This window comes from Nonomuraea sp. NPDC049269, from assembly GCF_043197155.1.
Taxonomy (GTDB): domain Bacteria; phylum Actinomycetota; class Actinomycetes; order Streptosporangiales; family Streptosporangiaceae; genus Nonomuraea.
Genome location: NZ_JBICSO010000003.1, coordinates 76,837 through 101,762 on the forward strand (window position 1 = coordinate 76,837; position 24,926 = coordinate 101,762).

Below are 24,926 nucleotides of genomic sequence, written 5' to 3' on the forward strand. Positions count from 1 at the left end.
GAGGCGTGCGCGATCAGGCCTGCTGCTGCTCGGTCTCGCCCTCGGCGGCGGCCGGAGCGGCCTCAGCCTCGGCGGTGACCTCAGCCTCAGGGGCAGCGACCTCAGCCTCGGCCGTGACCTCAGCCGGAGCCTCAACCTCGGTGGCGGCCTCAGCCTCAGGGGCAGCGACCTCAGCCTCGGGAGCGGCGGCCTCAGCGGGAGCGGCCTGCTCGGCGGCGCCCTGCTCGATGAGCTCGCGCTCCCACTCGGCCAGCGGCTCGGCGGCAGCGGGCTTCTCGTCACCACGGGCGGCGCCCGAACGGGCCATCAGACCGGCCGCGACACCATCGGCGACGACCCTGGTCAGCAGGCCGACGGCGCGGATGGCGTCGTCGTTGCCGGGGATCGGGTAGTCGACCTCGTCGGGGTCGCAGTTGGTGTCGAGGATCGCGACGACAGGGATGCCAAGCTTCTTGGCCTCGCTGATCGCGATGTGCTCCTTCTTGGTGTCGACGATCCACACCGCGCTGGGCACGCGGCCCATGTCACGGATGCCGCCGAGCGTGCGCTCGAGCTTGTCCTTCTCGCGCCGGCGCATGAGGAGCTCCTTCTTGGTGAGCCCGGATGCGGCGACGTTGTCGAAGTCGAGCTCCTCGAGCTCCTTCAGGCGCTGAAGCCTCTTGTGCACGGTGGAGAAGTTGGTGAGCATGCCACCCAGCCAGCGCTGGTTGACGTACGGCATGCCGACGCGGGCCGCCTGCTCGGAGATCGCTTCCTGCGCCTGCTTCTTGGTGCCGATGAACAGGATCGTGCCGCCGTGGGCGACGGTCTCCTTGACGAAGTCGTAGGCACGGTCGATGAAGGACAGCGACTTCTGCAGGTCAATGATGTAGATGCCGTTGCGCTCGGTGAAGATGAAGCGCTTCATCTTCGGGTTCCAGCGGCGCGTCTGGTGCCCGAAGTGAACGCCGCTCTCAAGCAGCTGTCGCATGGTGACGACGGGGGCCATGTGATGGTCCTCCAGGTCTGGGCGCCCGTGCGGGCGGGCGCAGTTCTCGGTTGTGCTGCGGCAGCCCAGTGGCTGCCGCCCTGATGCCCCGAAACCGCTCCAGCCGAGCCGTGGCTCGGACCGAGGGCGCGGTCCGCGATGGGGCATGCGAAGTCGGCCTGTGATAACAGGCCACCCAAAAGTCTACCTCCCACGCCGCCCCGGCCTGACCGTTGTGGGTCAGCCCGCGTCGTGGTCCTCCGTGGGCAGCCCCGGTGCCGCCCTCCTCACGTGCGGGAAAAGATTGACCTGGGCCTCGGCGATCCTCGCACCGGGAGGCGCCGCCCCCTCATCGCGGCTGCGCGCCAGGTACGGCTCGAACAGCTTCTCGACCTCCGCATTGAGCCGCGCCATCTCCTCGGCGTCGAGCCTCAGCATCAGGCGGCTGAAGGTGGTCGCCGCGCGCCACTCCTCGGGCTCCTGATCGATGTTCTCCAGTGCCCGCCGGGCCTCTTCGTCCGCTTCCCTGCGAAATGCCTGGATCAGCAGGTTCTTGGCCTCACGCACCTCCGGCTGATCGCCGGGCTGCACGCCGACCGACAGAGGCGTACTCACCGGCTTCCAGACTCGCTCCCGCCCATCACCGCGCGGCGGCGCATCCTCCACGAATCCGTACTTGGCCAGCATGCGCAGGTGATAGCTGGCGGCACTCGGGGTGATGCCGGCGACCTCGGCGACCTCGGTGGCGGTGGCACTGCCCTCGATGCCGAGGCGATTCAGGATCGCCAGCCGGGCCGGGTGCGCCAGAGCCCGCATCGCCTTGGGGTCGCTGAGGCTCTCCCTCTCCCGCGTCATGGCCCAAAGGTACCCGGAAGAGACGTGAAGCATTGCCTTCATAACTCTGAAGGGTTACTTTCATAGTTATGAAGCATTCCCTTCACAAATAGGAGCCCTCCCATGCCCAACCCCGTCCCATCCACCCCATCCACGTCCACCCCATCCACCCCGTCCACCCCGTCCGCCCCGTCCGCCCCCATCCCATCCACCGTCGTCCCATCCACCGTCGTCCCGGCCACCGCCGTCACCGCTGTCCCACCCGCCGCTGGCCCTCCTTCTCCGACCCGCGGCATGGCCTTCTCCAAGGACCCTCTGTCGGGGCCAGACCTCGCACCACTCCGCAATCAGCGCGACTATCGACTGCTCTGGACAGCCCGCACCATCTCCATCACCGGCTCCGAGGTGTCCAAGCTGGCCGTCCCCCTGACCGCCGTCACTCTCCTCACCGCCTCCCCCATGGAAATGGGCCTCCTCACAGCCGCCGCCTCACTCCCCGCCCTATTCCTCGGCCTCCAGTCAGGCGCGATAGCCGACCGCCTCTCCCGCCACCGCCCACTCATGATCGCCTGCGAACTCGTCTCCTGCGCCGCCGCGCTGACGGTCCCCCTCGCCTGGCTCCTGGGCGTACTCAACGCGTTCTGGTTGATCATCGTCGCCTTGGTCATCGGCTCAGCAGGCGTACTCTTCAAGGCCGCGAACTTCCCCCACCTGGCCGCGGTCGTCTCCCCCGAACAGCGAACGGAGGCGATGGCGGGCTTCCACGCCTCCTATTCGGTCGCCTCAGTCGGCGGCCCCGGCCTGGCCGGACTCCTCGTACAACTCCTGACGGCCCCTCTGGCGGTGCTCGCGGAGGCGCTGTCATTCCTGGCCTCCGCACTGCTGCTGCGCTCGATCCGTACCCCGGAGCGGAACGAGCCCGCCCCCTCCCGAGGCATGTGGCGAGACGTGACCGAAGGACTCCGCGCCAGCACCACGCATCCCGTCCTGCGCGCCCTCCTCGGCGCGGGCATCACCATCAACTTCTTCGCCATGGCCTACACGGCCGTGTACATGCTCTACATGGTGAACACCCTCGGCATCCCCCGGGGCCTCATCGGCGCCCTCATCGCCCTCGGCGGCGTCGGCGGCCTCCTTGGCGCCTGGATCACCGCCCACGCCGCCAAACGCTACGGCGAGAACCGCGTGCTGCTCGTCTCCGTACTCTTCTTCCCGATCGAAATCCTGGCCGTGGGCCTGCTCAGCGGCCCCCTCTGGTGGAAACTGACCCTGCTCACGCTCACCGGCACGATCACGGGCGGCGTCGTGGTCGCGTTCGCCACCTGCATGGGCGCGATCGTCCTACGCGAAACCGCCCCCGAACTCCGCGGCCGCGTCAACGCCACCCTGACCTTCGCCGTACAGGGGGTCCTGGCCCTGGGAGGCCTCGCAGGCGGCGCGCTGGCGGAGTTCGCGGGCCTGCGTCCCGTCATCATCGTCTCCGCGGCCGGCATCGCGCTCAGCACGATCTGGATCTGGGCCTCTCCCCTGCGCCCCCGCGGTCACCGCAGCTTGTCGAATCCCACGGACCCAGAATCGCCCGAGCACTCACCCAAGCTCTCGAAGACCCACACCGCTCCAGCGGAAGCACGCTCGTCTGACGACACTCTCCGCTGACATTCACCGGCGCGCCGACAGACTATGACGAACGAACACAAAACTGAACACAGCATGACGAACGATCACAACCCTTCGCCTGGCCAGGCACGCCCCTTCGCTTGATCTCCTTTGCCTGGGCACCACCGTCCGCTTGTCCAGACAGGGCCTCTCGCTTGGCTAGATCAGTTCGCCCGCCAACAGATCCATCAGCAGCCCGTCGTGAAACTCCCCAGTCACCGGATTCCGCTCATAAGCCCGCATGATCCCCACCCGCTTGAATCCCACACGCTCGTAGGCGTTGATGGCGACCGTATTGTGCGCAGCAGGATCAATCGTCAGCCGATGATGTCCCCGCACCTCAATCAACCATCGTGCCAACGTGCGAACAGCTTCCTGGCCGAACCCACATCCATGCCACTGAGGCCCGAGGAAGATGTCGATCCCCGAACTGCGATACATCGGATCCTCCACCTCCTCGTACTGAATCGCCCCGATCACTTCACCGCCGACCGTAATGGCCAGCATGTCGTCGAACTCGTCGACAGGCCCCCACCACCGGGCCACCTCAGGCGTCGCAACGATCTCCCGCAACCGCGCCTCGTCGTCCTGTACAACATCCCGCAGGACCACCCGAGATCCACGTAGCTCCATCATGCCGCCTCCCAAACCCGCCCCGGCCCAGATGCCAGCGGTTATCCACAGGCTTACCGCCCCACACCCCCTTCCTCCACAGAATTACGTTCACCTCTCCGAACACCCCCCGCCCTCCCACAAACTCACCGCATGCCCACTCCCCCCACCTCCGATTCCCTCTCCCCACTCACCCACCTAAAGCCCGACCCGCGACCTCCGCGCACTAACCCAAAGCCCGATCCGCCATCCCTGTGTATTCACCCAAAGTCCCAGCCATCACCTTCATGCACTCACCCAAAGCCCCACCCACTATCGCCACGCACTCAGCCACCATCCCCACGCACTCACTCACCATCCCCGTGCACCCACCCGCTATCCACGTGCGCTCACCCAAAGCCCCAGCCACCTCCTCCATACACTCACCCAAAGCCCCAGCCGCCATTCCCTTTCACCCACCCCAGTCCCAACTCCCCGCTGCCCCCCACCCACCAAAACTCCACAATCAGCCCATATTCCTCCAGCGGCAGCACGCCGACCCATCCCCCGCCAACGAACTCCCATCGGCGAGTAGCGCCCCCAGGCCCGCTGACTCTTCTGGCCACCCTCCTCGCCTTCGCCATCTCCCTAACGCCCGCAAGCCCCGCTGCCGCGGACCGTCCCACCTGGCGATGGCCACTGGACGGACACCCCAGAATCCTCCGCCACTTCACGCCCCCACCCGAGCCATGGCTGTCAGGCCACCGCGGCATCGACCTCGCCGCCGCACCCACCACACCTGTCGTAGCCGCGGGCCCAGGCATCGTCCGCTTCGCCGGCCCCCTCGCCGGCCGGGGTGTGGTCACCGTCGAGCATGCGAACGGCCTACGCACGACGTATCTGCCGGTCAACGCATCAGTACGCCGAGACCAACATGTATCGCCCGGCACCCGCCTCGGTTTCATCGAACACCGAATGGGTCACTGCCAAGAATCCTGCCTCCACTGGGGCCTCCTCCGCGGCACCCACTACCTCGACCCTCTGCTCCTCCTAGGCCGAGCCCACATCCGCCTGCTCCCGTACTGGAACCTGGACGCCCTCGACGCCCTGGACGGCACGGGCAGCACGGGCAGCACGGGCAGCACGGGCGGCAGCACAGGCAGTCCGAACGGCACAGGCAGTCCGAGCAGATTCGACCGGAACACCCTGGGCGGTCCGAACACCCTGGACAACCTAGAAGGTCCCTACTCCCCGGACGGTCCTAGCGACCACAACGCCTTCGTTCTTTCGCCGCAACCGTCACTCCGGAACATCGGGCACCTCCAAACAGCACCCATCACCGCAGCACCCACAGCGACAACATCCTCGACTGCTCTCCCCTCAACACCGGCCCGTCGGTCAGATCCCACCCCTGCTCCCGACCCCACCCCTTCGGGCCAAACCCCCGAGCGTGCGGCCCCCAAACCGACTCCCCGCTTCGTAACACGTTCCGCTTCAACACCGGCCATCTCAGCCATCAGCGCGGGTGCGCTCTTGAGCGCATGGCTGCTGTTCACCCTGATCCGCCGTATTCGATGTTCACGCACACAGCAACATGGAGCCGCAAGAGGCCAGCACCGCAAACAGCAGCACAAGCGGCGTTATCTCGGACTGAGAAGTCGATCCCGCCAGCCACGGGGGCGCCAACGCGTGAGGCACAACTAGTCACGACAGGGGCATGCTTCACGGCAACCGGGACGGTGTCTGATCGCCGCCACGTGAGCCTGTCAACGACCGCTGAATCTTGGCTCTGGCACTTATTTCGGAATTAGTGCCAGAGCAATTTTCCGTCGTCGGCAGAGCCGCGTTGTTCGTTGAAGAGGTTCTCGTGCATAGCCATGACCCACTTGCCGCTGGCCCATTCGCCGGATCCTGCGACGAGAAACCACGTCTTTGCAGCCGCAGAGTGAGGAAGCTCAGTCGGCGCTGGGCTGTCCGGAGTGCGCACTCGACGCCGCTCTGCTTCGCTCGTCCGGCCATGTACAGCGCTTTCACTTTGAGCGGCCGGAGGCGACGAAGCCGCTACCGGAAGGTGTCCGGCGGAGGAGGCTGCCAACCTCCTCCGCCAAGCCGCTGATTAGACCGACGTCGACTTCGTCTCGGCCGCGCAGATTCGCCTGAGACGCCCCGCCTCTACTGACCGCACTGTTCGCGATACCCGATCTTGGAACGACAGGAGGTGGATGCTCCGAGGTGGATGCGCCATCGTCCAGTGGACAGGTTCGGTACAGGCGATTCGCCAGATGGCCCCAACGGCCCAGCGGGCAACGGCGGATGACCGCGTGGGCGCGGGGGCAGCCCGGCGGATCCCGTTGGCGCGCAGGTAGAGCTTGTGGATACCGTCTCAACCGCCGCCGAACCACCACCGGTCTTCCCTCCTGGCCCGTTGCGGAGGCGGATCAGGGTGGAGCGGGTGAAACCGATGGTGCACGCGCAGACCATGCCGTCGTCGTCGGCGAGCCACCCGCGGAGCAGCACAGCGCAGGCAGCGCACGGCGGAGCCGCGTAGCGCAGGGCAGGGCAGGGCAGCGCAGCGCAGGGCAGCTGATTCCGAACTCCGGTAGCCCGGTTGGCCGCCGAGTCTGTGCCCGTTCACGCCCTGGGGTGTGCCTGGCGGTATGCCGTGCGGAGTCTCTCGATTGAGACATGCGTGTAGATCTGGGTCGTGTGCAGGGAGGCGTGCCCGAGGAGTTCCTGGACGCTGCGGAGGTCGGCGCCGCCCTCGAGTAGGTGCGTCGCCGCGCTGTGTCTCAGCCCGTGCGGGCCCATGTCCGGCGCTCCCTCGACCTCGCGCAGGCGAGCGTGCACCACCCGTCGGACCGTACCCGCGTCTATCCGACCGCCTCGCACCCCAAGGAACACCGCCGCCCCTGAGCCTGCACGGATCCACAGAGGCCGTCCGTGTACGCACCACTTGTCCAGGGCCCGGAGTGCGGGCAATCCGAACGGAACCGATCGTTCCTTACGGCCCTTGCCCAGCACTCTGATGACGTGCCGATCCCGGTCGACGTCATCGACGTCCAACGCGCACAGCTCGCTCACTCGCACGCCCGTGGCGTACAGCAGCTCCAGGATGGCCTGATCTCGCAGTTTCTTGGGCTCTTCGGCCGACGGCGCTTCGAGGACGGCCTGTGCCTGCTGTTGATTGAGCACAGCGGGCAGCGGGCGGGGCGCCTTGGCGCTGCCCAACAGCAAGCCGGGGTCATCCGGCAACCAGCCTCTGCGATGGCAATAGGCCGTGAAGGTACGGATGCACGCGGTCCTGCGCGCCAGCGTGGCCCTCGCCTTACCGTCGGCATGCTGCTCGGCCAGCCATTCGCGCAACGTAGCGATGTCGAGGCCGTGGAGTCGGTTGTTCAGGTGGTCGAACAGGGCCGTGACGTCAGAGAGGTACGCGCGGACTGTGTGCGGAGACAGGTCTCTCTCGAACCGCAAGTATCTGCCGAACTCGGCCATCACCTCATCCGCTCCCAGCCACCCGTCGGCCACAATCGCCTCCCTCTCGTAGACGCCGACCTCTCCCGGAGCCGCGCACCAGGTGATCGATGTCAAGCGCCCTGTCATCTGTCCATGCGGTCCTAGCGGTGCCCGTGCAGGCCTACGGCCCGCCTTCGCTAAACAGCCCACGCCTCTTCGCCAACCCAGCCCGACGGCTGCCCATCGATTGGCCCGCTGATGCGGATAGACCCACTAGGCGGCCGCCACTGACCGGTTTCATGAGTCGGGTCGCTGACCGGTCCCATCGGTCGGGGTTCGCTGACCAGCCCGCAGCCATCGACCAGACGGATAGGCCACGTCCACCAACCGACCTAGACGGTCCCGACCCGCTGACCAGCTCTGTCCCTCCGCATTCCACCGACCAACCCACGTCCACCAGCCAACCTGGATGGACCTGCCCGCTGATCCGTCTCTTCGGTTCGTGTGCTCTGAGCAGCTTCTGTGGCCTGTCTGTGCCGATCAGCTCGACCTCCTCCGGTCCGATGAGCTCCAGCCGGCTCTCCCGAGCGGTGCGAACGTACCTGGGCTCGCTCATCGCGCCGTATCTGCGATCTGCTGTTTCGGGTACGTCTCTTCCGCTTCCACGGTGTGGCGTATCTGGTCTTGCCCCTGCCTCGTTTCTCCAGCTTTGCACAGCGGTCGGCAGTTGTTCGGGAGGATGACGCCCCTCGCGAGGCGTCGAGGGGCGATCATCGGCGCTTTGAGGGTCTCGATCTCGATCTTGGCCGTGGCACTCCCACGCCTTGGCGGGATGCCATCTATCGGGGCGGGAGTGCCGACCGATCGGCGGCCAGCCAGCAGGAGGGGAATGCTTCCCGCAAGTGATGGCGCTGACCAATCCCGGCGGGCGGTGGCGATTTCGACGATCGCCCACAACCCGGATATCGCCATCGGTGGCTCAGCGGACATCAGTGTGGACTGTTCGGGAAGTTCACGGGTCGTCGGGGGCTGGGGGGAGATCGTCATAGTCGGTTTGGTCTGAGGGGTATTGCCGTGGTGGGGCCGTTTCGTTGGCCTTCTGGTACGTACTCGACGGCGTTTTGCGGGTGCGCCAGCCCTTGTCCACTCTTTCGACGTAGCCTGCGGCGGCCAGGCCGCCCAGTGCGCTCAAAGCCGCGTCCAGGGAGACTCCTGCCGCTACCGCGATGGACGCGGGGCCGGCGGCGCCGCGTGTGGGGATGGCGTCGAGGACGCGGCTGGTCGTTTCGTTCAGCGTGTCTCGCGGGACGGCCGGGCCGCGAGATTGGGGGGCCAGGTCGTCTCCTATCGCGCCGACTAGTTCGATCACTTCTTCGGGTGAGGTGACACATACGGCCTTGCGTTCGCGAAGCAGGCGGTGGCAGCCGGCCGACATGGTGGAGGTGATCGGGCCTGGTACGGCCGCCAGGTGGCGTTGCAGCGACAAGGCGTGACCGGCCGTGTTGAGTGCGCCGCTGCGGAGTGCCGCCTCCACCACGACGGTGCCTCGGGACAGGGCGGCGATCAAGCGGTTCCTGATGAGGAAGCGCGCTCGGGTGGGGTGGACGCCCGGAGGGCACTCGCTGACCACTACGCCCTGGTCGCGGGCGGCGGCGAACAGTTCGTGGTGTCCGGTCGGGTAGGTGACATCGACGCCGCAGGCCAGGACGACGACCGTGGGAGAGTCCGCGGCCAGGGAACCGCGATGTGCCGCGCCGTCTATGCCGAATGCGCCGCCTGAGACCACCGTCCAGCCTGAGTCGCTGAATCCCACGGCGAACTGGGCCGCGACGTGCACGCCGTACGCCGTAGCAGCCCGTGCGCCGACGACGGCGACCGATCGCAGGCAGGAGAAGCGCAGGTCGGCCGAGCCGTGGAGCCACAGGCCGAGGGGGCGGCGGGGTCCGAGCTGGTCCAGTTGGGTGGGCCATTCGGGACTGCCGGGGATGATGAATCTGGCTCCGCTTCGTTCGCCCTCGGCGAGGTCGGCTATGGGGTCGGCGGATGCCAGGCGGGCGTGCCAGGCGCGTAGTCGCTGGGTGAGGTCTGTTAGGCGCCGCTCGGCGAGGGCTGCTCCGATTTGATGAGCGGACTCCGTGATGTGCCGCTGGGTGGGGTTTGCGGTTCGTTGCTGGGTGAGGGTCGTTCCGCATTGCTCGCTGGGGTTCGTGATGTGTTCTTGGGCGGGGCCTTCTTTGCGTTGCTGGCTTGAGTTTGGGAGCTGTCGCTGGTTGAGGTCTGCGATGTGGTGCGGCGTGAGTTCTGTGACTTGCTGCCAGCTTTGGTCAGCTGTTTCTCGTTGGGACGGGACTGTGATGTGTTGGTCTTGGGTTTCCTGGGTGATGAAGTCGGGTGGGAGGGTCTCCGTACGTACGGCGTCGATTGCTGCCTCAACCCCACAGCAGGCGATGAGACGGCCCATGGTGGGGTCCCCGGCGTCGGCTGCACGCATGAGGGCGGCTCTTGCCTCCACTTCTGCTCTCGTCATCGACGCTCCTGAGGGTTAGGGATCTTGGTGACCGGCGGTGGGAACGCCTTCATGACGGGATGGCGGAGGTGGAGTTGGGCTCGGTAAGGGAGCTGGGCGGGGGAACGCGGTGGCCGCTGCGGGGTGGATGGGGTGGTCACGTGTTCACCCCCAGCCACAAGGCGAGTGCCGTCGATGTTTCCGCGTATTCGGGGTGGGGTTTTCCTGCCAGGTCCGTAAGGGTCCATGCGACTCGTAGGACGCGATCGAGGCCGCGCGCGCTGAGGGTGCCCGAGTCCAGGGCGGTCGTCATGCACTTCATGGCGGCGTCCGAAGGGCGGTAGTCGGCGTGGAGGGCGGCGGACGGGATTTCGGCGTTCGTACGCCAGGCGGTGCCGGCCAGGCGTTTGGCGGCTCGTTCGCGGGCTGCCAGTACGCGTTGGGCCACGGTTTTGCTTGGTTCGACGAACTGGCGGTCTGCCATGAGCTCGCGTCTGGACGTACGGGCGACTGTGACCTTCATGTCTATGCGGTCGAGAAGCGGGCCGGACAGTCTGGCCAGGTAGCGGCGTCTCATCGTCGGGGAGCACTGGCAGTTTTCCCCCTGGTCCTGGGGCTGGGCGCAGGGGCATGGGTTGGCGGCGAGTACGAGCATGAAGCGGGCCGGGAAGGTGACGGAGCCTGCCGACCTGGACACCGTCACGCGACCAGTCTCAAGGGGCTGGCGGAGGGAGTCGAGGATGTGGCGGGGGAACTCTGGAGCTTCGTCCATGAACAGGACTCCCCGGTGGGCGAGGGAGACTGCGCCTGGGCGTATGACGGTGCTGCCGCCGCCGACGATGGCCGCCGCCGTGGCGGTGTGGTGGGGGCTGACGAACGGCGGTCTGCTCAGCATCGGGCTGCTGGCCGGCAGGATGCCCGCCACCGAATGAATGGCCGTCACCTCGAGGGCGTGGTCGAGCTCCAGGTCGGGCAGGAGCGTGGGCAGGCGTTCGGCCAACAGGGTCTTGCCTGTGCCGGGCGGGCCGAGCATCCAGATGTTGTGGCCTCCGGCGGCGCATATCTCGAGCGCCCGGCGGGCGACCGGCTGGCCGGCCACGTCGGACAGGTCGACCGTGGGCTGGATGGTCAGCGGCTGCGGCTCTGGGGTGTCTTGGATGTACGGCTCTGGCGGATCGTCTCCCCTTCGTAGCCACTCGACGAGCTGGCGTAGGTCGGCGAAGGGTGCCACCTTGACGTCGGGCACAAGTGCCGCTTCCGCCGAGTTGGCGGCGGGGATGACCACCGTGACGTCTCCGTGCTCGGCCGCGCCCAGCACCGACGGGAGAACGCCTCGTACGGGTCTCAGGCGTCCGTCGAGGCCGAGCTCGCCGAGGAAAAATGGCTCTGCGACCCGGTCGGCGGGGACCACTCCGGCTGCGCCCAGTATCGCGATGGCTATGGCGAGATCGAACTGGCTGCCCCGCTTGGGGAGGCTCGCGGGAAAGAGGCTTACCGTGATGCGGGCGTCGGGCCAGGGATAATGACTGTTGACCATTGCCGATCTGACCCGTTCCCTGGCCTCGCTGAGTGCTGTGTCCGGGAGGCCGATGAGGTGGATCCCCGCCAGGCCGTTGCCCACGTCGGCTTCCACCTCGACGCTGCGGCCTTTGACGCCGACCAGGGCCACGCTGCGGGTTCGCGCTACTGCCATCTCAGATCGCCCCCCGTACGTGACGCAGGGAGTAGTCGCCGGCGAAACGCTCCAGGGCGATCACGTCGACTCTGACCGTGTCGAAGGTGCGGGGTTGGGTTGTGAGCCACTTGGCGGCCAGCATGCGGAGTCTGGCCAGTTTGGCCTGCCCTACCGACTCCAGGGCCGTGCCGTGTGATCGGCTGGATCTGGTCTTGACCTCTACTACGACCAGGTTGGGGCCGTCTTCGGCGATGATGTCGATCTCGCCGTGACGGCAGCGCCAGTTGCGTTCGATGATGGTCATTCCCTCGGCTTCCAGGTAGTTGACGGCTAGTTGCTCGCCGTGTTTGCCGAGGTCGTTCCTCGCGGCCATGTGGCACCTCCGGGCCCTGACTTTCGCGTACCGGGGGTGGGGCGGTCGGGCCGAGCGAGGTTCTGTGGATAGGCCGGGGGTGTTGGCGCCGGGTTGTGGATAAGTCCGGGGCTGATCCGGGCGTCCGGCACCGCGCTGGGTGAGCTGCCCTGGGCGTGCTGCTGCCCGGGCTGAGCCGCGCTGGGTGAGCTCCCCTGGGTGAGCCGCGCTGGGTGAGCCGAACGGAGGAAGCCCGACGGAGGGAGCCGCGCTACTTGACGCGATACGCCGCCATGGACGCGAGGCACCGATCCTGCGAAGCCGTATTGTGCCTGATCAGGGGCGCGGTCCGGGGTGGCGGCTGGTGACAGCGCCGACTGGCGACCCTGGTGGGTGAGATCGGTGGTGGATCCCAGGGGGCGACTGTGGGCGGCCTCGTTTGGTGGCTGGGGCCTAGTGGCGGCTGCGGGGCACGGTCAGTGGTCCTTTGGAAGGGTGGTCGGGACGGCCTGGCAGATGGCCGTGGAAAGGGCCCCAGTGGTGGCTGTCGGCAAGCCTCGGGCGAGCTCGGTCAGCGGTCCTGGGGGTGGCTCAGTGGGTCGTCGCGCGGGAGGCCCGGTGGCTCGTTTGTCGGAGAGCCGGGCGGGCTGGCGGAGAGCCGGGCGGTCCATGGGAGAGCCCGGTGAATGGCCGGGGTGGCGCCCAGTGCGGGTGCGGGGAGGCTCGCCGGATGGTCGCGAAGGGCCCAGCGGGCGGCGATGACTGACCGCGTGGGCGCAGGGCAGCCCAGCGAGTGGTTGCGAAGGGCAGCCCTGATGGGCGTCCGCGGGTGGCCCGCAGCGGACGAGCCGTGGGGCCGTCCCGTGGTTAATCGCGCGTGGGCGGCTCGGTGGGCCGGGCTGCGGGAAGGGCTTCGGTGGGTGACCGCAATTGGCCCCCGGCGGATGAACTGTGGATCGAAGACCGTTGTGGGCGGGTGGGCCCTGGCCGGGTTCAGGGGTCCTATGCGGACGGCCGCGCGGGCGGACCGGCGGATGGGCCGGACAGGGGTCCTATGGGGTGAGCGGCCCAGCGGGTGGCCGCGCGTGCAGGCCAGTTGATGGCCGAGCAGGTAGCCAGACGAACCCATGGATGGCCGAGCAGGTAGCCAGGCGGACCCATGGATGACCGAGCAGGCGGGCTGGTGGATGGCCGTGGGTTGCGGCCCTTCACAGGTGGCGGCTGACCGCAACCACCCGTCCCACCCAACAACCACCCCACAGCAACCCCAGCCCCCGCAAACCAAAGGCCAGTCCCCAACGCCCCTCAAACAGCACCTACCCCGAGAAGCCCTCCTTCGGCATCTCCAGGTCGGCCTTGGCCAGTTCCTCGACGTTGACGTCCTTGAACGTAACCACCCGCACATTCTTCACAAACCGTGCAGGCCGGTACATATCCCAAACCCAAGCATCCTGCATCTTCACATCGAAGAACACGTCCCCGTTCTCCGCGGTCCGGACGTCGAGATCTACCGAGTTGGTCAGGTAGAAGCGCCGCTCCGTCTCCACGACATACGTAAACAGCCCGACGACATCGCGGTATTCGCGGTAAAGCTGCAGCTCCATCTCGGTTTCGTACTTTTCGAGATCCTCTGCGCTCATCGCGGTCCTCCTGTCGTACCGGTCTTCCGGTTCGCCTGGTCAGGCAACCCCGGCCCCCATTTCATTTTCCCCCATCTCCCTGGCCACCGTGACGAACGAGTAACGGTGGTGGGAGCAAGGGCCGTTCGTCTCCAGGGCCAGTCTGTGTCCTGGAGTGACGTACCCCTTGTGCTCGGCGAAGCCGTAGCCCGGGAACTCGGCGTCCAGCTCGACCATCATGCGGTCCCTGGTCACCTTGGCCACGATCGAGGCCGCGGCCACGCACGCGGCCACCTGGTCTCCCTTCCACACCGCCAGCGAGGGCGCGGGCAGGCCCGGGACGGGGAAGCCGTCCGTGAGGATGTACCCCGGGTCACAGGTCAACCGTGCCACGGCTCGCCGCATTCCGGCCACGTTGCTCTTGTGCAGCCCCCGCGCGTCGATCTCCGCCGGGGGGATGACGACCACCCCGACGTGCGCCGAATCCATGATCAGGTCATAGAGCCGCTCTCGTACGGCCGGCACCAGCAGTTTCGAGTCGTTCAGCCCGTCGATCGGCCTGCGCAGGATGGCCGCGGCGACCACCAGCGGACCGGCGCAGGCCCCCCGGCCCGCTTCGTCGACCCCGGCGATCGGGGTCAGGCCCCGGCGGGCCAGGGCCCGCTCATAGGCATAGAGCCCGGAATCACGCCGGACAACGCTGGGCCGAGGGCGAAACGCAACTGTCATGACAAGAGGCAGCGTACGCCCCAATCGCCGCAAACCGCGACCGGAAGGCGGCTCTACTTGACCTTGTCGAAAGTGTCAGGACGCATGAAGATCAGGCCTCGCGACAGCGGCCAGTAGCGCATGACGGCCTTTCCGATCACCGCGTCCTCCGAGATGAACCCGCCCCCGGGCTCCTCGACATGGCTGCGCGAGTCGGCCGAGGCGCTGCGGTGGTCTCCCATCAGCCACAACTTGCCGGGCGGCACGGTGTACTTGAACGTGTCGCCCGACGGGAAGTCGTCCGGATAGAGGTAGGACGCCTCGTCCAGCGGCGTGCCGTTGACCGTCACCCGCTTCTTGGCATCGCAGCAGGCCACCTTGTCGCCACCGATGCCGATGACCCGCTTGATGGTGTCCTCGCCGTTCCAGCCCTTGAACACGATGATGTCGCCGCGCTCGGGCTTGCCCGAGAGCTTGTTGACGAACACCCGGTCGTTGATCAGCAGGGTGTTCTCCATCGACTCCGACGGGATGTAGAACGAGCCGACGACGAACGTGTGCAGCAGCAGCGCGATGCCGACGCCGAGGATCAGCAGGAGGATCGTCTCGCGGAAGCCGCCCTTTTTCTTCTTCTCCACCGCCGCCGCCTTCTTGGTGAAGGACATCAGTTTCTCCTGCTTCGGCGGCGCCGACGGACCAGCACCAGGGGGAAAGCTCCGGCGAACCCGGCGACCAGCGGGACGGACCCGCCCATCGCCTGCAGCGCCGGCTGCCCGAACGTGTCCGGGATGGACAGCGTGGTCGCCCTGTTGAACGGCCACACGATGACGAACGCCCGCCCGACCACCTGGCCCACGGGGATCGAGCCGCCACCCGGGTCGCCCGTGTGCGAGCGTGAGTCGAGCGACACCGAGCGGTGGTCGCCCATCACCCACAGCCGCCCCTTGGGCACCGTGATGTCGAAGAACTTGTCGGAGGGCACGTTGCCCGGATAGAGGTAGCCGCCCTCGTCGATCGCCACGCCGTTGACCGTGATGCGCTGCTTGGAGTCGCAGCACTTGACGTGGTCGCCGCCGACGCCGATGACCCGCTTGATGTAGTCCTTCTCGCCGGGCACCACGCCGAACGCGGTGCCGACCCAGCGGAAGAACGCCGCGACCGGGTTGGACGGCTCCTCCATCTCGAACTCGCCGTCCCACGAGTCGACGCCCGAGAACACCACCACGTCGCCGCGCTCGATGTCGCGCGTGTGGTAGACGATCTTGTTGACGAGGACCCGGTCGTTCTTCAGGAGAGTGTTCTCCATCGACTCCGACGGGATGTAGAAGGCCTGGATCACGAACGTCTTGATGATCAGGGCCAGCACCAGCGCCACGACGACCAGGACGGGAAGTTCTTTCCAGAACGACCCCTTTTTGTCCTTCTTGCCGCCCTTTGCTGGCTTCTCAGTCTCTTCGGCGACCACGTCCACCTCGTCCTTGACAGGGCGGCGCGGCGCGCCGTGCTCCTGGCTCTCGCTAGTCATCGCTGACGAGCCTAGATGATGCATCGGCTCGACAAGTCTCGACCGACGTTACACCCGCGCCCGAGTCGCTCCACATAAAAGAAATGCCCCCGCAAAGCCGAATGGCCCGCGCAGGACGCGGGCCATTCGGAAAGGTCTGTGTCACTTGGCGGGCACGGCCTCGCGCTTCTCGCGGATGCGGGCGGCCTTGCCGCGCAGATCGCGCATGTAGTAGAGCTTGGCGCGGCGCACGTCACCGCGGGTCACGAGCACGATCTTCTCGATGATCGGGCTGTGCACGGGGAAGGTCCGCTCGACGCCGACGCTGTAGCTGACCTTGCGGACCGTGAAGGTCTCGCGGGCGCCGCTGCCCTGCCTGCGCAGCACGAAGCCCTTGAAGACCTGGACGCGGGAGCGGTTTCCTTCGACGACGCGGACGTGAACCTCGAGCGTGTCACCGGGGCGGAAGTCCGGCACGTCTCCGCGCAGGGTCGCCTTCTCGAGCTCCTGGATCTTCGTGTGCATGAGAGCTGTCCTCAAGTCCTCGCGAGCACGCGGAGGTCCACCCGGCCTGAGCTCGCGGCGGACGCGCCTGCTGATTCGATGAACCCGGGACTGTCCCCCGGGCATGGCAGACCAACCACATGATGGTCGGTAGCGCTTCAGTTTGCCATATCTTCCGGCTGGAAGCGAAACGAGAGCTCCTCCAGCAGCCGCCGGTCGTGCTTGTCGAGCGTCTCGGGATCGAGCGCCGAAGCCAGCTCGGGCCGGTTGGCGACGGTACGGCGGAGCGCCTCGTCACGCCGCCACCGCGCGACCTTCCCGTGATGCCCGGACAGGAGTACGGGCGGCACCTCGTGCCCCCGCCAGACCGGCGGCTTGGTGAAGACGGGCCCTTCGACGAGGTTGCGCATGGCCCCCGGCGCGAAGGAGTCGTCGACGGCCGAATGGGCGTTGCCCAGCACGCCGGGCAACAGCCTGCCGATGGCCTCCACCATCACCAGCGTCGCGACCTCGCCTCCGGCCAGCACGTAGTCGCCGATGCTGATCTCGTCGACGCGCAGGCGCGTGCCGTATTCGGTCATGACGCGCGAGTCGATGCCCTCGTAGCGCCCGCACGCGAACAGCAGCCAGGGTTCGGCCGCGAGCTCCTGGGCGAGCTCCTGGGTGAACGGCCGCCCGCTCGGCGTCGGGACGATCAGGCGCGGCGAGCCGCCCTCGGTCACCGCGTCGATGGCCTCGCCCCACACCTCGGGCTTCATGACCATGCCGGGGCCGCCGCCGTAGGGGGTGTCGTCGACGGTCTTGTGCACGTCGTGGGCCCAGTCGCGGAGCTGGTGCACCCGCACGTCGAGGGTGCCGCGCTCGCGGGCCTTGCCGATGAGGGAGACGTCAAGCGGCGCGAAGTACTCGGGGAAGATCGAGACGATGTCGAGCCGCATCACAGCAGCCCTTCGGGCGGGTCGACGACGAGCCGGCCGCCTTCGAGGTCGACCTCGGGCACCAGCGCCCTGACGAACGGGATGAGCGCGTCGTCCTGCCCGCTTCGCCGTACGACCAGGAGGTCCTGGCCGTGGTGGAGCACGTCGGTGACCTCGCCGACGGCCTCGTCCGAGGCGGTCACGACCGTGAGCCCGATGAGCTGGTGGTCGTGGAACTCGTCGGGGTCGTCGGAGGGCGTCACCTCGGCGGAGTCGATGACCAGCATCGTGCCGCGGAGTTCTTCGGCGTCGTCGCGGGCTCTGATCCCGGCGAAGGTGATGAGCAGCGCGCCTTTGTGCCAGCGGCGGCTCTCGATGACGAGCGGCCCCCTGTCGGCGGGATCGGTGGCGATGGCGGCGCCGACGGCGAAGCGCAGCTCGGGATCGTCGGTGCGCACCTCCACGGTCACGTCGCCGCGTACTCCGTGCGGGCGGCCTATCCGGCCGACGACCAACTGCACCTGTACCTACCTTTTCTAACGCAAGCGCCCCCATCGGCAAGAACCGATGAGGGCGCGGGAACCTGACGCTAACGGACGGCTTCGTCCAGGTCGAGCAGATCGACCCGGACGTACTTCCCGTCGGCCAGGGCATTCACGACAGTGCGCAGCGCCTTGGCGGTGCGCCCGCCGCGACCGATGACCTTGCCCAGGTCCTCGGGGTGCACCCGGACCTCCAGGACGCGCCCGCTGCGAATGCGGCGTGCGCGGACCCGGACATCGTCTGGATGTTCGACGATGCCCTTAACGAGGTGCTCGAGAGCCTCCTCGAGCATCTTCAGGCCTCGCCCTCGGTCTTGGTCTCGGCGGGAGCGGCCTCGGTCGCCTCGTCCTTCTTGCGAGCCTTACGCGGCGTGGTGGCAGCGGTGCCGGTGTCGCCACCGGACAGCGCCTCCTTGGCCGCGGCCTCGTAGATGGCGTGGCGGTCGGGCGCCGGCTCGGCGACCTTCATCGGCCCAGGGGCGGGCTCGCCCTTGAACTTCTGCCAGTCACCGGTCAGCTTGAGCAGCTTGAGCACCGGCTCGGTCGGCTGCGCGCCGACACCCAGCCAGTAGGCCGCGCGCTCGGCGTTGACCTCGATACGCGAAGGGTCGTCCTTCGGGTGGTACAGGCCGATCTCTTCGATCGCCCGGCCGTCACGCTTGGTGCGGCTGTCGGCGATGACGATGCGGTACTGAGCGTTGCGGATCATACCGAGACGCTTGAGCTTGATCTTGACTGCCACGGGTGTGGTCTCTCCTGCATTCGAGCGTGGGTGAACGGCATCTCATCGAGTGGGGCACGATGGGAGTCCGCTCCAGGGACAGGCATGACCGGTGGGAGGTGAGAGGGCACCCACCTGGCCACGGTGTTCCAACATGTCATTGTGCCAGACGCGCGGCACTGCACACGACCCGCAAGCGCGGGTCGCCGCATTCGCAAAACCGAAAATATCCGGAAAGTTGCTACTTATCGCCCGGGAGATTGAACTTGCTGGGGTCGAAGCCCGGCGGCAGTTCCAGGCCCGGAGGCAGCTTCCCGCCCAGGTTGCCGAGCAGACCGCCCTTGGGCGCCTGCGGCTCGGTGGGCGCCGAGTCCGGCTTGCCCAGAGCGGCCTTACGCGGGTCGCCGCTCACGCGCCGCCCCTTCTTGCTCTTCTTCTGAGCCTTGGCCACCTTGCCCCGGCCGCCCGGCATGCCGGGGATGCCCATGCCCCCCGCCATCCGCTTCATCATCTTCTGGGCGTCGAAGAACCGCGTCACCAGGTTGTTGACGGCACTCACCGTCACACCGGAACCGGCGGCGATGCGGGCCCGGCGGGAGCCGTTGATGATCTTCGGGTCCTGGCGCTCGCCCGGCGTCATCGAGCGGATGATGGCCGCGATGCGGTCGAGGTCGCGGTCGTCGATGGAGTTGAGCTGGTCGCGCATCTGCCCCATGCCGGGCATCATGCCGAGCAGGTTCTTGATCGGGCCCATCTTCTGGACCATCATCATCTGCTCGAGGAAGTCTTCGAGCGTGAAGTTCTCGCCCGAGGTGAGCTTGCCCGCCATCTTGGCGGCCTGCTCCTCGTCGAACGTCTTCTGGGCCTGCTCGATCAGGGTGAGGATGTCACCCATGTCGAGGATGCGGGAGGCCATCCGGTCGGGGTGGAAGGCGTCGAAGTCCTCGAGCTTCTCACCGGTCGACGCGAACATGATCGGCCGGCCGGTGATGTGCCTGACCGACAGCGCGGCGCCGCCGCGGGCGTCGCCGTCGAGCTTGGTGAGCACCACGCCGTCGAAGCCGACGCCCTCCATGAACGCCTGGGCCGTGGTCACGGCGTCCTGGCCGATCATGGCGTCGACCACGAACAGGACCTCGTCGGGCGAGACCGCGTCGCGGATGTCGGCGGCCTGGCGCATCATCTCCTGGTCGATGCCCAGGCGGCCGGCGGTGTCGATGATGACGACGTCGTGCTGAGCGCGCTTGGCCTCGTCGATCGACCGGCGGGCGACCTCGACCGGGTCGCCGACGCCGCTGCCGGGCTCAGGCGCGTAGACGGCCACCCCCGCGCGCTCGCCCACGACCTGGAGCTGCTGCACGGCGTTGGGGCGCTGAAGGTCGGCGGCCACGAGCATGGGCGCGTGGCCCTGCTCGCGCAGCCACTTGGCGAGCTTGCCCGCCAGCGTGGTCTTACCGGCGCCCTGCAGACCCGCGAGCATGACGACGGTCGGCGGTGTCTTGGCGTAGCGGAGCCGCCGCGTCTCGCCGCCGAGAATCTCGATCAGCTCGTCGTTGACGATCTTGACGACCTGCTGCGCCGGGTTGAGCGCCTGGGAGACCTCGATGCCGCGGGCGCGCTCCTTGACCTGGGCGACGAACGCCTTGACCACCGGAAGTGCGACATCGGCCTCTAGCAGCGCGATGCGGATCTCGCGGGTGGTGGCGTCGATGTCGGCCTCGGACAGCCGACCCTTGGAGCGGAGGGAGGAGAAGACCGATGTCAGCCGGTCGGAAAGCGTCTCGAACACGTGGTAGGCCAGTCCTCGAAGCGAATGTTGGTCTAATGGTTCAGCCTATCCGCTCCGGCAGCCCTTCCAGCCTGGCTCGGCCATCCGGTCTGTCAGCATGCCCCAGACGCCGACATCCCGGACGGCGACATCCCGGACGGTCGCCTGCCAGGAGCAGGCGAGGTCAGCTACCGCTCCAGCCCGGCACCGCCATCCGGACCGTCAGCGCGTGCTCGACCAGGTTGATGAGCGCGCTCTTCACCGAGTCCTTCGACCGCGCGTCCAGCCGGACCAGCGGGATGTGCGGCGCCAGCGTGAGAGCGTCGCGCACCTCCGCGTCGCTGTGCGGGTATGAGCCGTCCCACCCGTTCACACCCACCACGAACGGCAGTTGCGCCTCTTCGAAGTAGTCGATCGCGGGGAAGCTGTCGGCCAGCCGGCGCGTGTCCACCAGCACCACCGCGCCGATCGCGCCGCGCACCAGGTCGTCCCACATGAACCAGAACCGGTGCTGCCCGGGCGTGCCGAACAGGTAGAGGATCAGGTCACGGTCGAGCGAGACCCGGCCGAAGTCCATGGCCACGGTGGTGGTGGACTTCAGCGGCGTCATACCGAGGTCGTCGATGCCCGCCGAGGCGTCCGTCATGACGGCCTCGGTGGTCAGCGGCATGATCTCCGACACCGCGCCGACGAACGTCGTCTTGCCCACCCCGAAGCCACCGGCCACCACGATCTTCGTCGAGGTGAGGCCGGGGCTAGAGCCTGCGAAGTCCACTGAGCACCCTTTCGAGCAGGTTTACGTCTGGTCGTCCGGACTCCAGCGCTGGCTGGTGTACGCGTACCAGACCTTCGGCCGCCATATCGGCGATCAGCACGCGCACCACACCGAGCGGGATCCGCAACAGGGCCGACACCTCGGCCACCGACCGGACCTGCCGGCAGAGCTGGCTGATCGCCTGATACTCCGGCGTGATGTGGGAGAACTCCCGGTGCTCGGCCGTCGCGGACGAGACCAGGGCCTCCATGGCCAGCTTGACCCGGGGCGCGGTCCGTCCTCCCGTCACAGCGTAAGGACGGACCGGCGACGCGGGATCTGAACTCAGCTGCGGCTGGGGATGGGGTTGGGGCTCCCAGCCGCCGCTGTTCCACCTTGGGTCCGTCACCTACATCACCTGGTCTGGCTAGCGCGCAGCTCTGCGCGCACCGCCGGAGTAAGTACCTGACCGGCACGATCGACCATGAGCGTCATTTGGTACGCGACCAATCCCATATCGCAGTCGGGGGCCGCCAGCACTGCCAGGCAGGAGCCGTCGCTGATCGACATGATCAGCATCAGCCCGCGCTGCATCTCGACGATGGTCTGGTTGACCGCACCGCCCTCGAAGACCCTGGCCGCTCCCTGCGTCAGGCTGACCAGCCCGGACGCGATCGCGGCCAGTTGATCAGCCCGGTCTACGGGGAAGCCCGAAGAGGCCGCGAGCGGCAGACCATCGGACGAGACAACGACCGCGTGGGCGACGCCTGGAACGGTACTGACGAAGTCGGTTATCAGCCAGTCGACTCCGCGTGCCGCGTGGCTCAGATCGTTCATGCGCCCTCCTCTCTGCTATCAACGGGCCTTGAGCCGGCGGGGTACGCCCTGCCCTCGCTGATGTCGTCACGTGCCGCGCGGAAGCCCTGCTGGAAGCTGGACAGGCGGCTGCGGACGCGATCAGGCGAGACAGAGGGCATCGGGGCGACGCCCTTCGGCGCGGAGGCGGTGTCAGCGGAACCCGGCACGAGGTTCGCCTTGGGCACCCGCTTGGGCAGCCCGGAGGCGGTCGCGCCGTCACGTACCGGCTCGACCACGGCCTCCGCGGCGCTCCAGCCGGCATCGGCCTTGGAGGAACCCCAGCTCGCGCCGCTTTCACCGTGCTCGAACCAGGCCGACTCCACCGAGGCGAAGATCGGCAGGTACTCGTCACCAGACGACGCCGGCTTCACCACCGGGATGGGGCCGGTGGCCGCCGACTCCGTCTCCGGGAAGTCGTACCTCGGCCTGGGCGGCGGGCTCGACTCCACCGCCCGGTCGCCGAAGCTCCAGTTCTGGGGCGGCTGGAACGGCGGCTGGTCGGTGGGCCTCTTCGGCAGGCCGTTGTCGCCGGACCAGTTGCCTCCGCCGCCACCGCCCTGGCCTCGCGACGGCACCCAGACGTCGGCGGTGTCGTAGCCGCCGCTGCTGGCACGCGGGTCGGCGGGCCAGCCGTTGACGTCGGACGGCCACTGGGGCATGGACGGCCAGGCACCCGCGGACTCCGGGTTGGACGGGTACGACGGATGTCCCGGGCCCATCTGGTAGCCGCCACCCTGCCACTGCGGAGGAGCGACGGGCGGCGCGGCGGGAGCCGGCGCGGGGGCCGCGTAGGTCTCCTCGCGCACGGGCATGGCGCCCTGCGTGCCGGCGTAGGCCGGGGACTGGCTGCCGAGCAGGCTCTCGGGCACCAGCACCATGGCGGTCAGGCCGCCGGAGCCGTGCGGGCGCAGTTGCACCCGGATGCCGTGCCGGTGCGCCAGCCTGGCGACCACGAACAGGCCCATGCGACGCGACACCGAGACGTCCACGACGGGCGCGTCGGTGAGGCGGTCGTTGGCCCCGGCGAGTTCGTCCTGGGTCATGCCGATGCCGGAGTCGGTGATCGACAGCATGACGCCGCCGCCGTCGATCCGGCTGCCGGAGACCGTCACGCGGGTCTCGCGCGGCGAGAACGACAGCGCGTTCTCCACCAGCTCGGCGAGCAGGTGGATGACGTCGTTGACGGCCTGGCCGGCGACGGACACGCCGTCGGGCACCTGCAGGACGACCCGCTCGTAGTTCTCGACCTCCGACAGGGAGGCGCGGGCCACGTCGACCAGCTTGACCGGCTGGCTCCAGCGTCGCGGCGGGTCCTGACCGGCGAGGACCAGGAGGTTCTCGCTGTTGCGGCGCATACGGGTGGCCAGGTGGTCCAGCTTGAACAGGTTCGCCAACCGGCTCTCGTCCTGCTCGCCCTGCTCCAGCCCGTCGATGAGGGTGATCTGCCGCTCGACCAGCGTCTGGCTTCTGCGGGAGAGGTTGACGAACATCGCGTTGACGTTGCTACGGAGCCTGGACTCCTCGCTGGCCAGTCGTACGGCTTCGCGGTGTACCTCGTCGAACGCCCGCGCCACTTCCCCGATCTCGTCCTCGGACATGACGCCGATCGGCTCGACCTCGGGTGGGCCGGTCGCCTCGGACTCGCGCAGCTGCTGGACCGTCTCCGGCAGGCGGCGGCCGGCGATGAACAGCGCCTCCCTGCGCAGCCGGCGCAGCGGGCCGCTGAGCGAGCGCGCCATGAGCGAGGTGACCACCAGGACCAGGATGAGCAGGATGGCGATCGCGATCGCGATGATCATCGCGCCTTGCTGCTCCTGGCCCTGCAGGGTGCGGCTGCGCAGCAGGATCGAGTCGGAGACCTGCTGCTCGACCTTGCGCATGCCGTCGATCGTCTTGGTGACGGCGTCGAACCAGTCCTCGCCGTTGCGCTGGAGGCCCAGGGCCGGGTCGACCAGGAGCGCACCGGAGTCCTGCAGGAACAGGGCGCGGGCCTGGATCAGCTCGGCCTTGTCGACGGCCTGGCCGCTGACGATGTCGTCGTACGCCTGGCGGATGTTCAGCGGCACCTGGGCCCTGAACGTCGCCAGCTCACTGTTGCGCTGGGCGCGGGCGGCGATGAAGGAATCGAGGTCCTCCTTGCCGAACCGCTTGGCGGCCAGAGCGGCCGCGAGCAGCGCGCGCTGCTTGGAGACGAACTGCTTGGCCCTGGACAGAGCGGCGAAGCCGGAGACGCTGCCGGCGAGCTCCTTGTCGGCGGCACCCTGGTCGATGTTGTCATTGAGCGCGACGAAGTCGGAGATGCTCCGGTCGTACAGGTCGATGACGGAGCTGACGTTCAGCTGCGAGTCCACCGAAGCCTTGCGCGACTGGTCGATCTCGTCCAGACGGTTCTTGACGCGAACGGCCTGAGCGCGCTGCGGGCTGTCGGACGCGGCGAGCGCGTCGACACCGGTGCGCACATCGTCACGGAGCTTGTTGACGGTGGTGTACTGCTCGCTGACTTTGGCCTTGCCGGCCGCCGGGCGGCCGAGGGCGACAAAGCTGGCGGTGAGGTCGCGTTCGAGCTCGACCTCATGAGCGAGCGCGGTGAGCTGGCTCGCCAGGATGGCGACGTCGTTGACTCTCTCGTACTCGGTGGCGCTGCTGATCGAGGTGGCTACGCGGAAGCCGCCCAGGACCAGGGCCGCCAAGGTGGGAATGACAACCAGAACGAGCAGCTTCGAACGCACGCGCCAGTTGCGCAGCGCGAAGCCACCCGTCTTCTTCGCACGCCCGGCCCGTGCTTTGGGCTTTGACTTGGCGTGAAGTGCCGCAGGAGCGGGCGCTTCAGCAGTTAAGCCGGGATCCCCACCTGCTGGGGGGAATGCGTTCCTCACTGGCCTCCGCAACCTCTCCTCTGATGGTCTGGTGCAAGAGGATCACGTCATGCATTGTGTTTGCCGTGTGACGCCGACGCACCCATGGGGCGAGAGCTTATTTGAGCACAACAACAGG

General features: G+C 67.8%; 23 protein-coding genes. 2 read left to right on the forward strand and 21 right to left on the reverse strand.

The features are described from left to right. Positions 1 to 13: 13 nt before the first annotated feature. Positions 14 to 988, reverse strand: a complete 975-nt coding sequence (rpsB, locus tag ACGFNP_RS18075) for a 30S ribosomal protein S2 (RefSeq protein WP_393319839.1) — start codon at positions 986 to 988, stop codon at positions 14 to 16. A 219-nt stretch (positions 989 to 1,207) separates the two neighbouring features. Continuing rightward, the gene (locus ACGFNP_RS18080) at positions 1,208 to 1,822 is read right to left on the reverse strand and encodes a winged helix-turn-helix domain-containing protein (RefSeq protein WP_358317363.1); all 615 of its coding nucleotides are present in this window, start codon (positions 1,820 to 1,822) and stop codon (positions 1,208 to 1,210) included. A gap of 273 nt (positions 1,823 to 2,095) precedes the next feature. Between ACGFNP_RS18080 and ACGFNP_RS18085 the strand changes: the two genes are divergently transcribed. After that, the gene (locus ACGFNP_RS18085; RefSeq protein WP_393319842.1) at positions 2,096 to 3,457 is read left to right on the forward strand and encodes an MFS transporter; all 1,362 of its coding nucleotides are present in this window, start codon (positions 2,096 to 2,098) and stop codon (positions 3,455 to 3,457) included. A gap of 159 nt (positions 3,458 to 3,616) precedes the next feature. Here the strand turns inward: ACGFNP_RS18085 and ACGFNP_RS18090 are convergent, their stop codons facing one another. Further along, a complete protein-coding gene (locus ACGFNP_RS18090; RefSeq protein ID WP_393321539.1) occupies positions 3,617 to 4,090 on the reverse strand; it encodes a GNAT family N-acetyltransferase in 474 nt (157 codons plus the stop codon). Positions 4,091 to 4,222: 132 nt separating this feature from the next. On the opposite strand from ACGFNP_RS18090, the gene ACGFNP_RS18095 reads away from it, so the two are divergent. After that, positions 4,223 to 5,752, forward strand: coding sequence for a peptidoglycan DD-metalloendopeptidase family protein (locus tag ACGFNP_RS18095; protein WP_393319845.1), 1,530 nt, complete (start codon positions 4,223 to 4,225; stop codon positions 5,750 to 5,752). A gap of 927 nt (positions 5,753 to 6,679) precedes the next feature. Here ACGFNP_RS18095 and ACGFNP_RS18100 read toward each other — a convergent pair. The 18 genes from ACGFNP_RS18100 to ACGFNP_RS18185 all read right to left on the reverse strand — a co-directional run bounded on the left by ACGFNP_RS18100 (position 6,680) and on the right by ACGFNP_RS18185 (position 24,622). After that, a complete protein-coding gene (locus tag ACGFNP_RS18100; RefSeq protein ID WP_393321542.1) occupies positions 6,680 to 7,543 on the reverse strand; it encodes a tyrosine recombinase XerC in 864 nt (287 codons plus the stop codon). Positions 7,544 to 8,516: 973 nt separating this feature from the next. Next, positions 8,517 to 10,031 (reverse strand): DNA-processing protein DprA, encoded by a 1,515-nt coding sequence (gene dprA, locus ACGFNP_RS18105; protein ID WP_393319848.1) that lies wholly within the window; start codon positions 10,029 to 10,031, stop codon positions 8,517 to 8,519. Between the two features lie 136 nt (positions 10,032 to 10,167). Continuing rightward, positions 10,168 to 11,703, reverse strand: a complete 1,536-nt coding sequence (locus ACGFNP_RS18110) for a YifB family Mg chelatase-like AAA ATPase (RefSeq protein ID WP_358317355.1) — start codon at positions 11,701 to 11,703, stop codon at positions 10,168 to 10,170. Position 11,704: 1 nt separating this feature from the next. Continuing rightward, entirely contained in the window at positions 11,705 to 12,058 is a 354-nt protein-coding gene (locus ACGFNP_RS18115) for a YraN family protein (protein WP_358317353.1), read from the reverse strand. 1,295 nt (positions 12,059 to 13,353) lie between these two features. Then, on the reverse strand, positions 13,354 to 13,677 hold the full coding sequence (locus ACGFNP_RS18120; protein WP_026215037.1) for a DUF2469 domain-containing protein: 324 nt from the start codon (positions 13,675 to 13,677) through the stop codon (positions 13,354 to 13,356). Positions 13,678 to 13,716: 39 nt separating this feature from the next. After that, positions 13,717 to 14,385: a ribonuclease HII gene (locus ACGFNP_RS18125; RefSeq protein ID WP_358317351.1), complete on the reverse strand. Its 669-nt coding sequence runs from the start codon at positions 14,383 to 14,385 to the stop codon at positions 13,717 to 13,719. 53 nt (positions 14,386 to 14,438) lie between these two features. Beyond that, entirely contained in the window at positions 14,439 to 15,029 is a 591-nt protein-coding gene (lepB, locus tag ACGFNP_RS18130; RefSeq protein WP_358317349.1) for a signal peptidase I, read from the reverse strand. Next, entirely contained in the window at positions 15,029 to 15,889 is an 861-nt protein-coding gene (gene lepB, locus ACGFNP_RS18135) for a signal peptidase I (RefSeq protein ID WP_393319852.1), read from the reverse strand. Before lepB (ACGFNP_RS18135) ends, lepB (ACGFNP_RS18130) begins: the two co-directional genes overlap by 1 nt. 141 nt (positions 15,890 to 16,030) lie before the next feature. Then, positions 16,031 to 16,393 (reverse strand): 50S ribosomal protein L19, encoded by a 363-nt coding sequence (rplS, locus tag ACGFNP_RS18140; RefSeq protein WP_214641562.1) that lies wholly within the window; start codon positions 16,391 to 16,393, stop codon positions 16,031 to 16,033. A 137-nt stretch (positions 16,394 to 16,530) separates the two neighbouring features. Beyond that, a complete protein-coding gene (trmD, locus tag ACGFNP_RS18145) occupies positions 16,531 to 17,310 on the reverse strand; it encodes a tRNA (guanosine(37)-N1)-methyltransferase TrmD (protein WP_358033854.1) in 780 nt (259 codons plus the stop codon). Then, positions 17,310 to 17,810, reverse strand: coding sequence for a ribosome maturation factor RimM (gene rimM, locus ACGFNP_RS18150; RefSeq protein WP_358317343.1), 501 nt, complete (start codon positions 17,808 to 17,810; stop codon positions 17,310 to 17,312). Before rimM ends, trmD begins: the two co-directional genes overlap by 1 nt. A gap of 68 nt (positions 17,811 to 17,878) precedes the next feature. Beyond that, positions 17,879 to 18,124, reverse strand: a complete 246-nt coding sequence (locus ACGFNP_RS18155) for an RNA-binding protein (RefSeq protein ID WP_020546537.1) — start codon at positions 18,122 to 18,124, stop codon at positions 17,879 to 17,881. 2 nt (positions 18,125 to 18,126) lie between these two features. Next, the gene (rpsP, locus tag ACGFNP_RS18160; RefSeq protein WP_358317341.1) at positions 18,127 to 18,573 is read right to left on the reverse strand and encodes a 30S ribosomal protein S16; all 447 of its coding nucleotides are present in this window, start codon (positions 18,571 to 18,573) and stop codon (positions 18,127 to 18,129) included. Positions 18,574 to 18,793: 220 nt separating this feature from the next. Next, positions 18,794 to 20,341 carry a signal recognition particle protein gene (gene ffh / locus ACGFNP_RS18165; RefSeq protein ID WP_358317339.1) on the reverse strand — a complete coding sequence of 516 codons (1,548 nt, stop codon included), beginning with the start codon at positions 20,339 to 20,341 and terminating at the stop codon, positions 18,794 to 18,796. Positions 20,342 to 20,504: 163 nt separating this feature from the next. Beyond that, entirely contained in the window at positions 20,505 to 21,095 is a 591-nt protein-coding gene (locus ACGFNP_RS18170) for an ATP/GTP-binding protein (RefSeq protein WP_214641567.1), read from the reverse strand. Then, positions 21,076 to 21,423, reverse strand: coding sequence for a DUF742 domain-containing protein (locus ACGFNP_RS18175; protein ID WP_214641717.1), 348 nt, complete (start codon positions 21,421 to 21,423; stop codon positions 21,076 to 21,078). The genes ACGFNP_RS18170 and ACGFNP_RS18175 overlap by 20 nt, the downstream gene beginning before the upstream one ends. Positions 21,424 to 21,488: 65 nt before the next feature. Beyond that, positions 21,489 to 21,911: a roadblock/LC7 domain-containing protein gene (locus ACGFNP_RS18180; RefSeq protein ID WP_214641568.1), complete on the reverse strand. Its 423-nt coding sequence runs from the start codon at positions 21,909 to 21,911 to the stop codon at positions 21,489 to 21,491. After that, positions 21,908 to 24,622, reverse strand: a complete 2,715-nt coding sequence (locus tag ACGFNP_RS18185; protein WP_393319860.1) for a nitrate- and nitrite sensing domain-containing protein — start codon at positions 24,620 to 24,622, stop codon at positions 21,908 to 21,910. Before ACGFNP_RS18185 ends, ACGFNP_RS18180 begins: the two co-directional genes overlap by 4 nt. Positions 24,623 to 24,926 lie beyond the last annotated feature (304 nt).

Bases quoted from the DNA above. Each gene is read 5' to 3' on its own strand.
- rpsB (WP_393319839.1), bottom strand. From the start codon at position 988: ATGGCCCCCGTCGTCACCATGCGACAGCTGCTTGAGAGCGGCGTTCAC.
- ACGFNP_RS18080 (WP_358317363.1), bottom strand. From the start codon at position 1,822: ATGACGCGGGAGAGGGAGAGCCTCAGCGACCCCAAGGCGATGCGGGCT.
- ACGFNP_RS18085 (WP_393319842.1), top strand. From the start codon at position 2,096: ATGGCCTTCTCCAAGGACCCTCTGTCGGGGCCAGACCTCGCACCACTC.
- ACGFNP_RS18090 (WP_393321539.1), bottom strand. From the start codon at position 4,090: ATGGAGCTACGTGGATCTCGGGTGGTCCTGCGGGATGTTGTACAGGAC.
- ACGFNP_RS18095 (WP_393319845.1), top strand. From the start codon at position 4,223: ATGCCCACTCCCCCCACCTCCGATTCCCTCTCCCCACTCACCCACCTA.
- ACGFNP_RS18100 (WP_393321542.1), bottom strand. From the start codon at position 7,543: ATGGCCGAGTTCGGCAGATACTTGCGGTTCGAGAGAGACCTGTCTCCG.
- dprA (WP_393319848.1), bottom strand. From the start codon at position 10,031: ATGACGAGAGCAGAAGTGGAGGCAAGAGCCGCCCTCATGCGTGCAGCC.
- ACGFNP_RS18110 (WP_358317355.1), bottom strand. From the start codon at position 11,703: ATGGCAGTAGCGCGAACCCGCAGCGTGGCCCTGGTCGGCGTCAAAGGC.
- ACGFNP_RS18115 (WP_358317353.1), bottom strand. From the start codon at position 12,058: ATGGCCGCGAGGAACGACCTCGGCAAACACGGCGAGCAACTAGCCGTC.
- ACGFNP_RS18120 (WP_026215037.1), bottom strand. From the start codon at position 13,677: ATGAGCGCAGAGGATCTCGAAAAGTACGAAACCGAGATGGAGCTGCAG.
- ACGFNP_RS18125 (WP_358317351.1), bottom strand. From the start codon at position 14,385: ATGACAGTTGCGTTTCGCCCTCGGCCCAGCGTTGTCCGGCGTGATTCC.
- lepB (WP_358317349.1), bottom strand. From the start codon at position 15,029: ATGTCCTTCACCAAGAAGGCGGCGGCGGTGGAGAAGAAGAAAAAGGGC.
- lepB (WP_393319852.1), bottom strand. From the start codon at position 15,889: ATGACTAGCGAGAGCCAGGAGCACGGCGCGCCGCGCCGCCCTGTCAAG.
- rplS (WP_214641562.1), bottom strand. From the start codon at position 16,393: ATGCACACGAAGATCCAGGAGCTCGAGAAGGCGACCCTGCGCGGAGAC.
- trmD (WP_358033854.1), bottom strand. From the start codon at position 17,310: ATGCGGCTCGACATCGTCTCGATCTTCCCCGAGTACTTCGCGCCGCTT.
- ACGFNP_RS18155 (WP_020546537.1), bottom strand. From the start codon at position 18,124: ATGCTCGAGGAGGCTCTCGAGCACCTCGTTAAGGGCATCGTCGAACAT.
- ACGFNP_RS18180 (WP_214641568.1), bottom strand. From the start codon at position 21,911: ATGAACGATCTGAGCCACGCGGCACGCGGAGTCGACTGGCTGATAACC.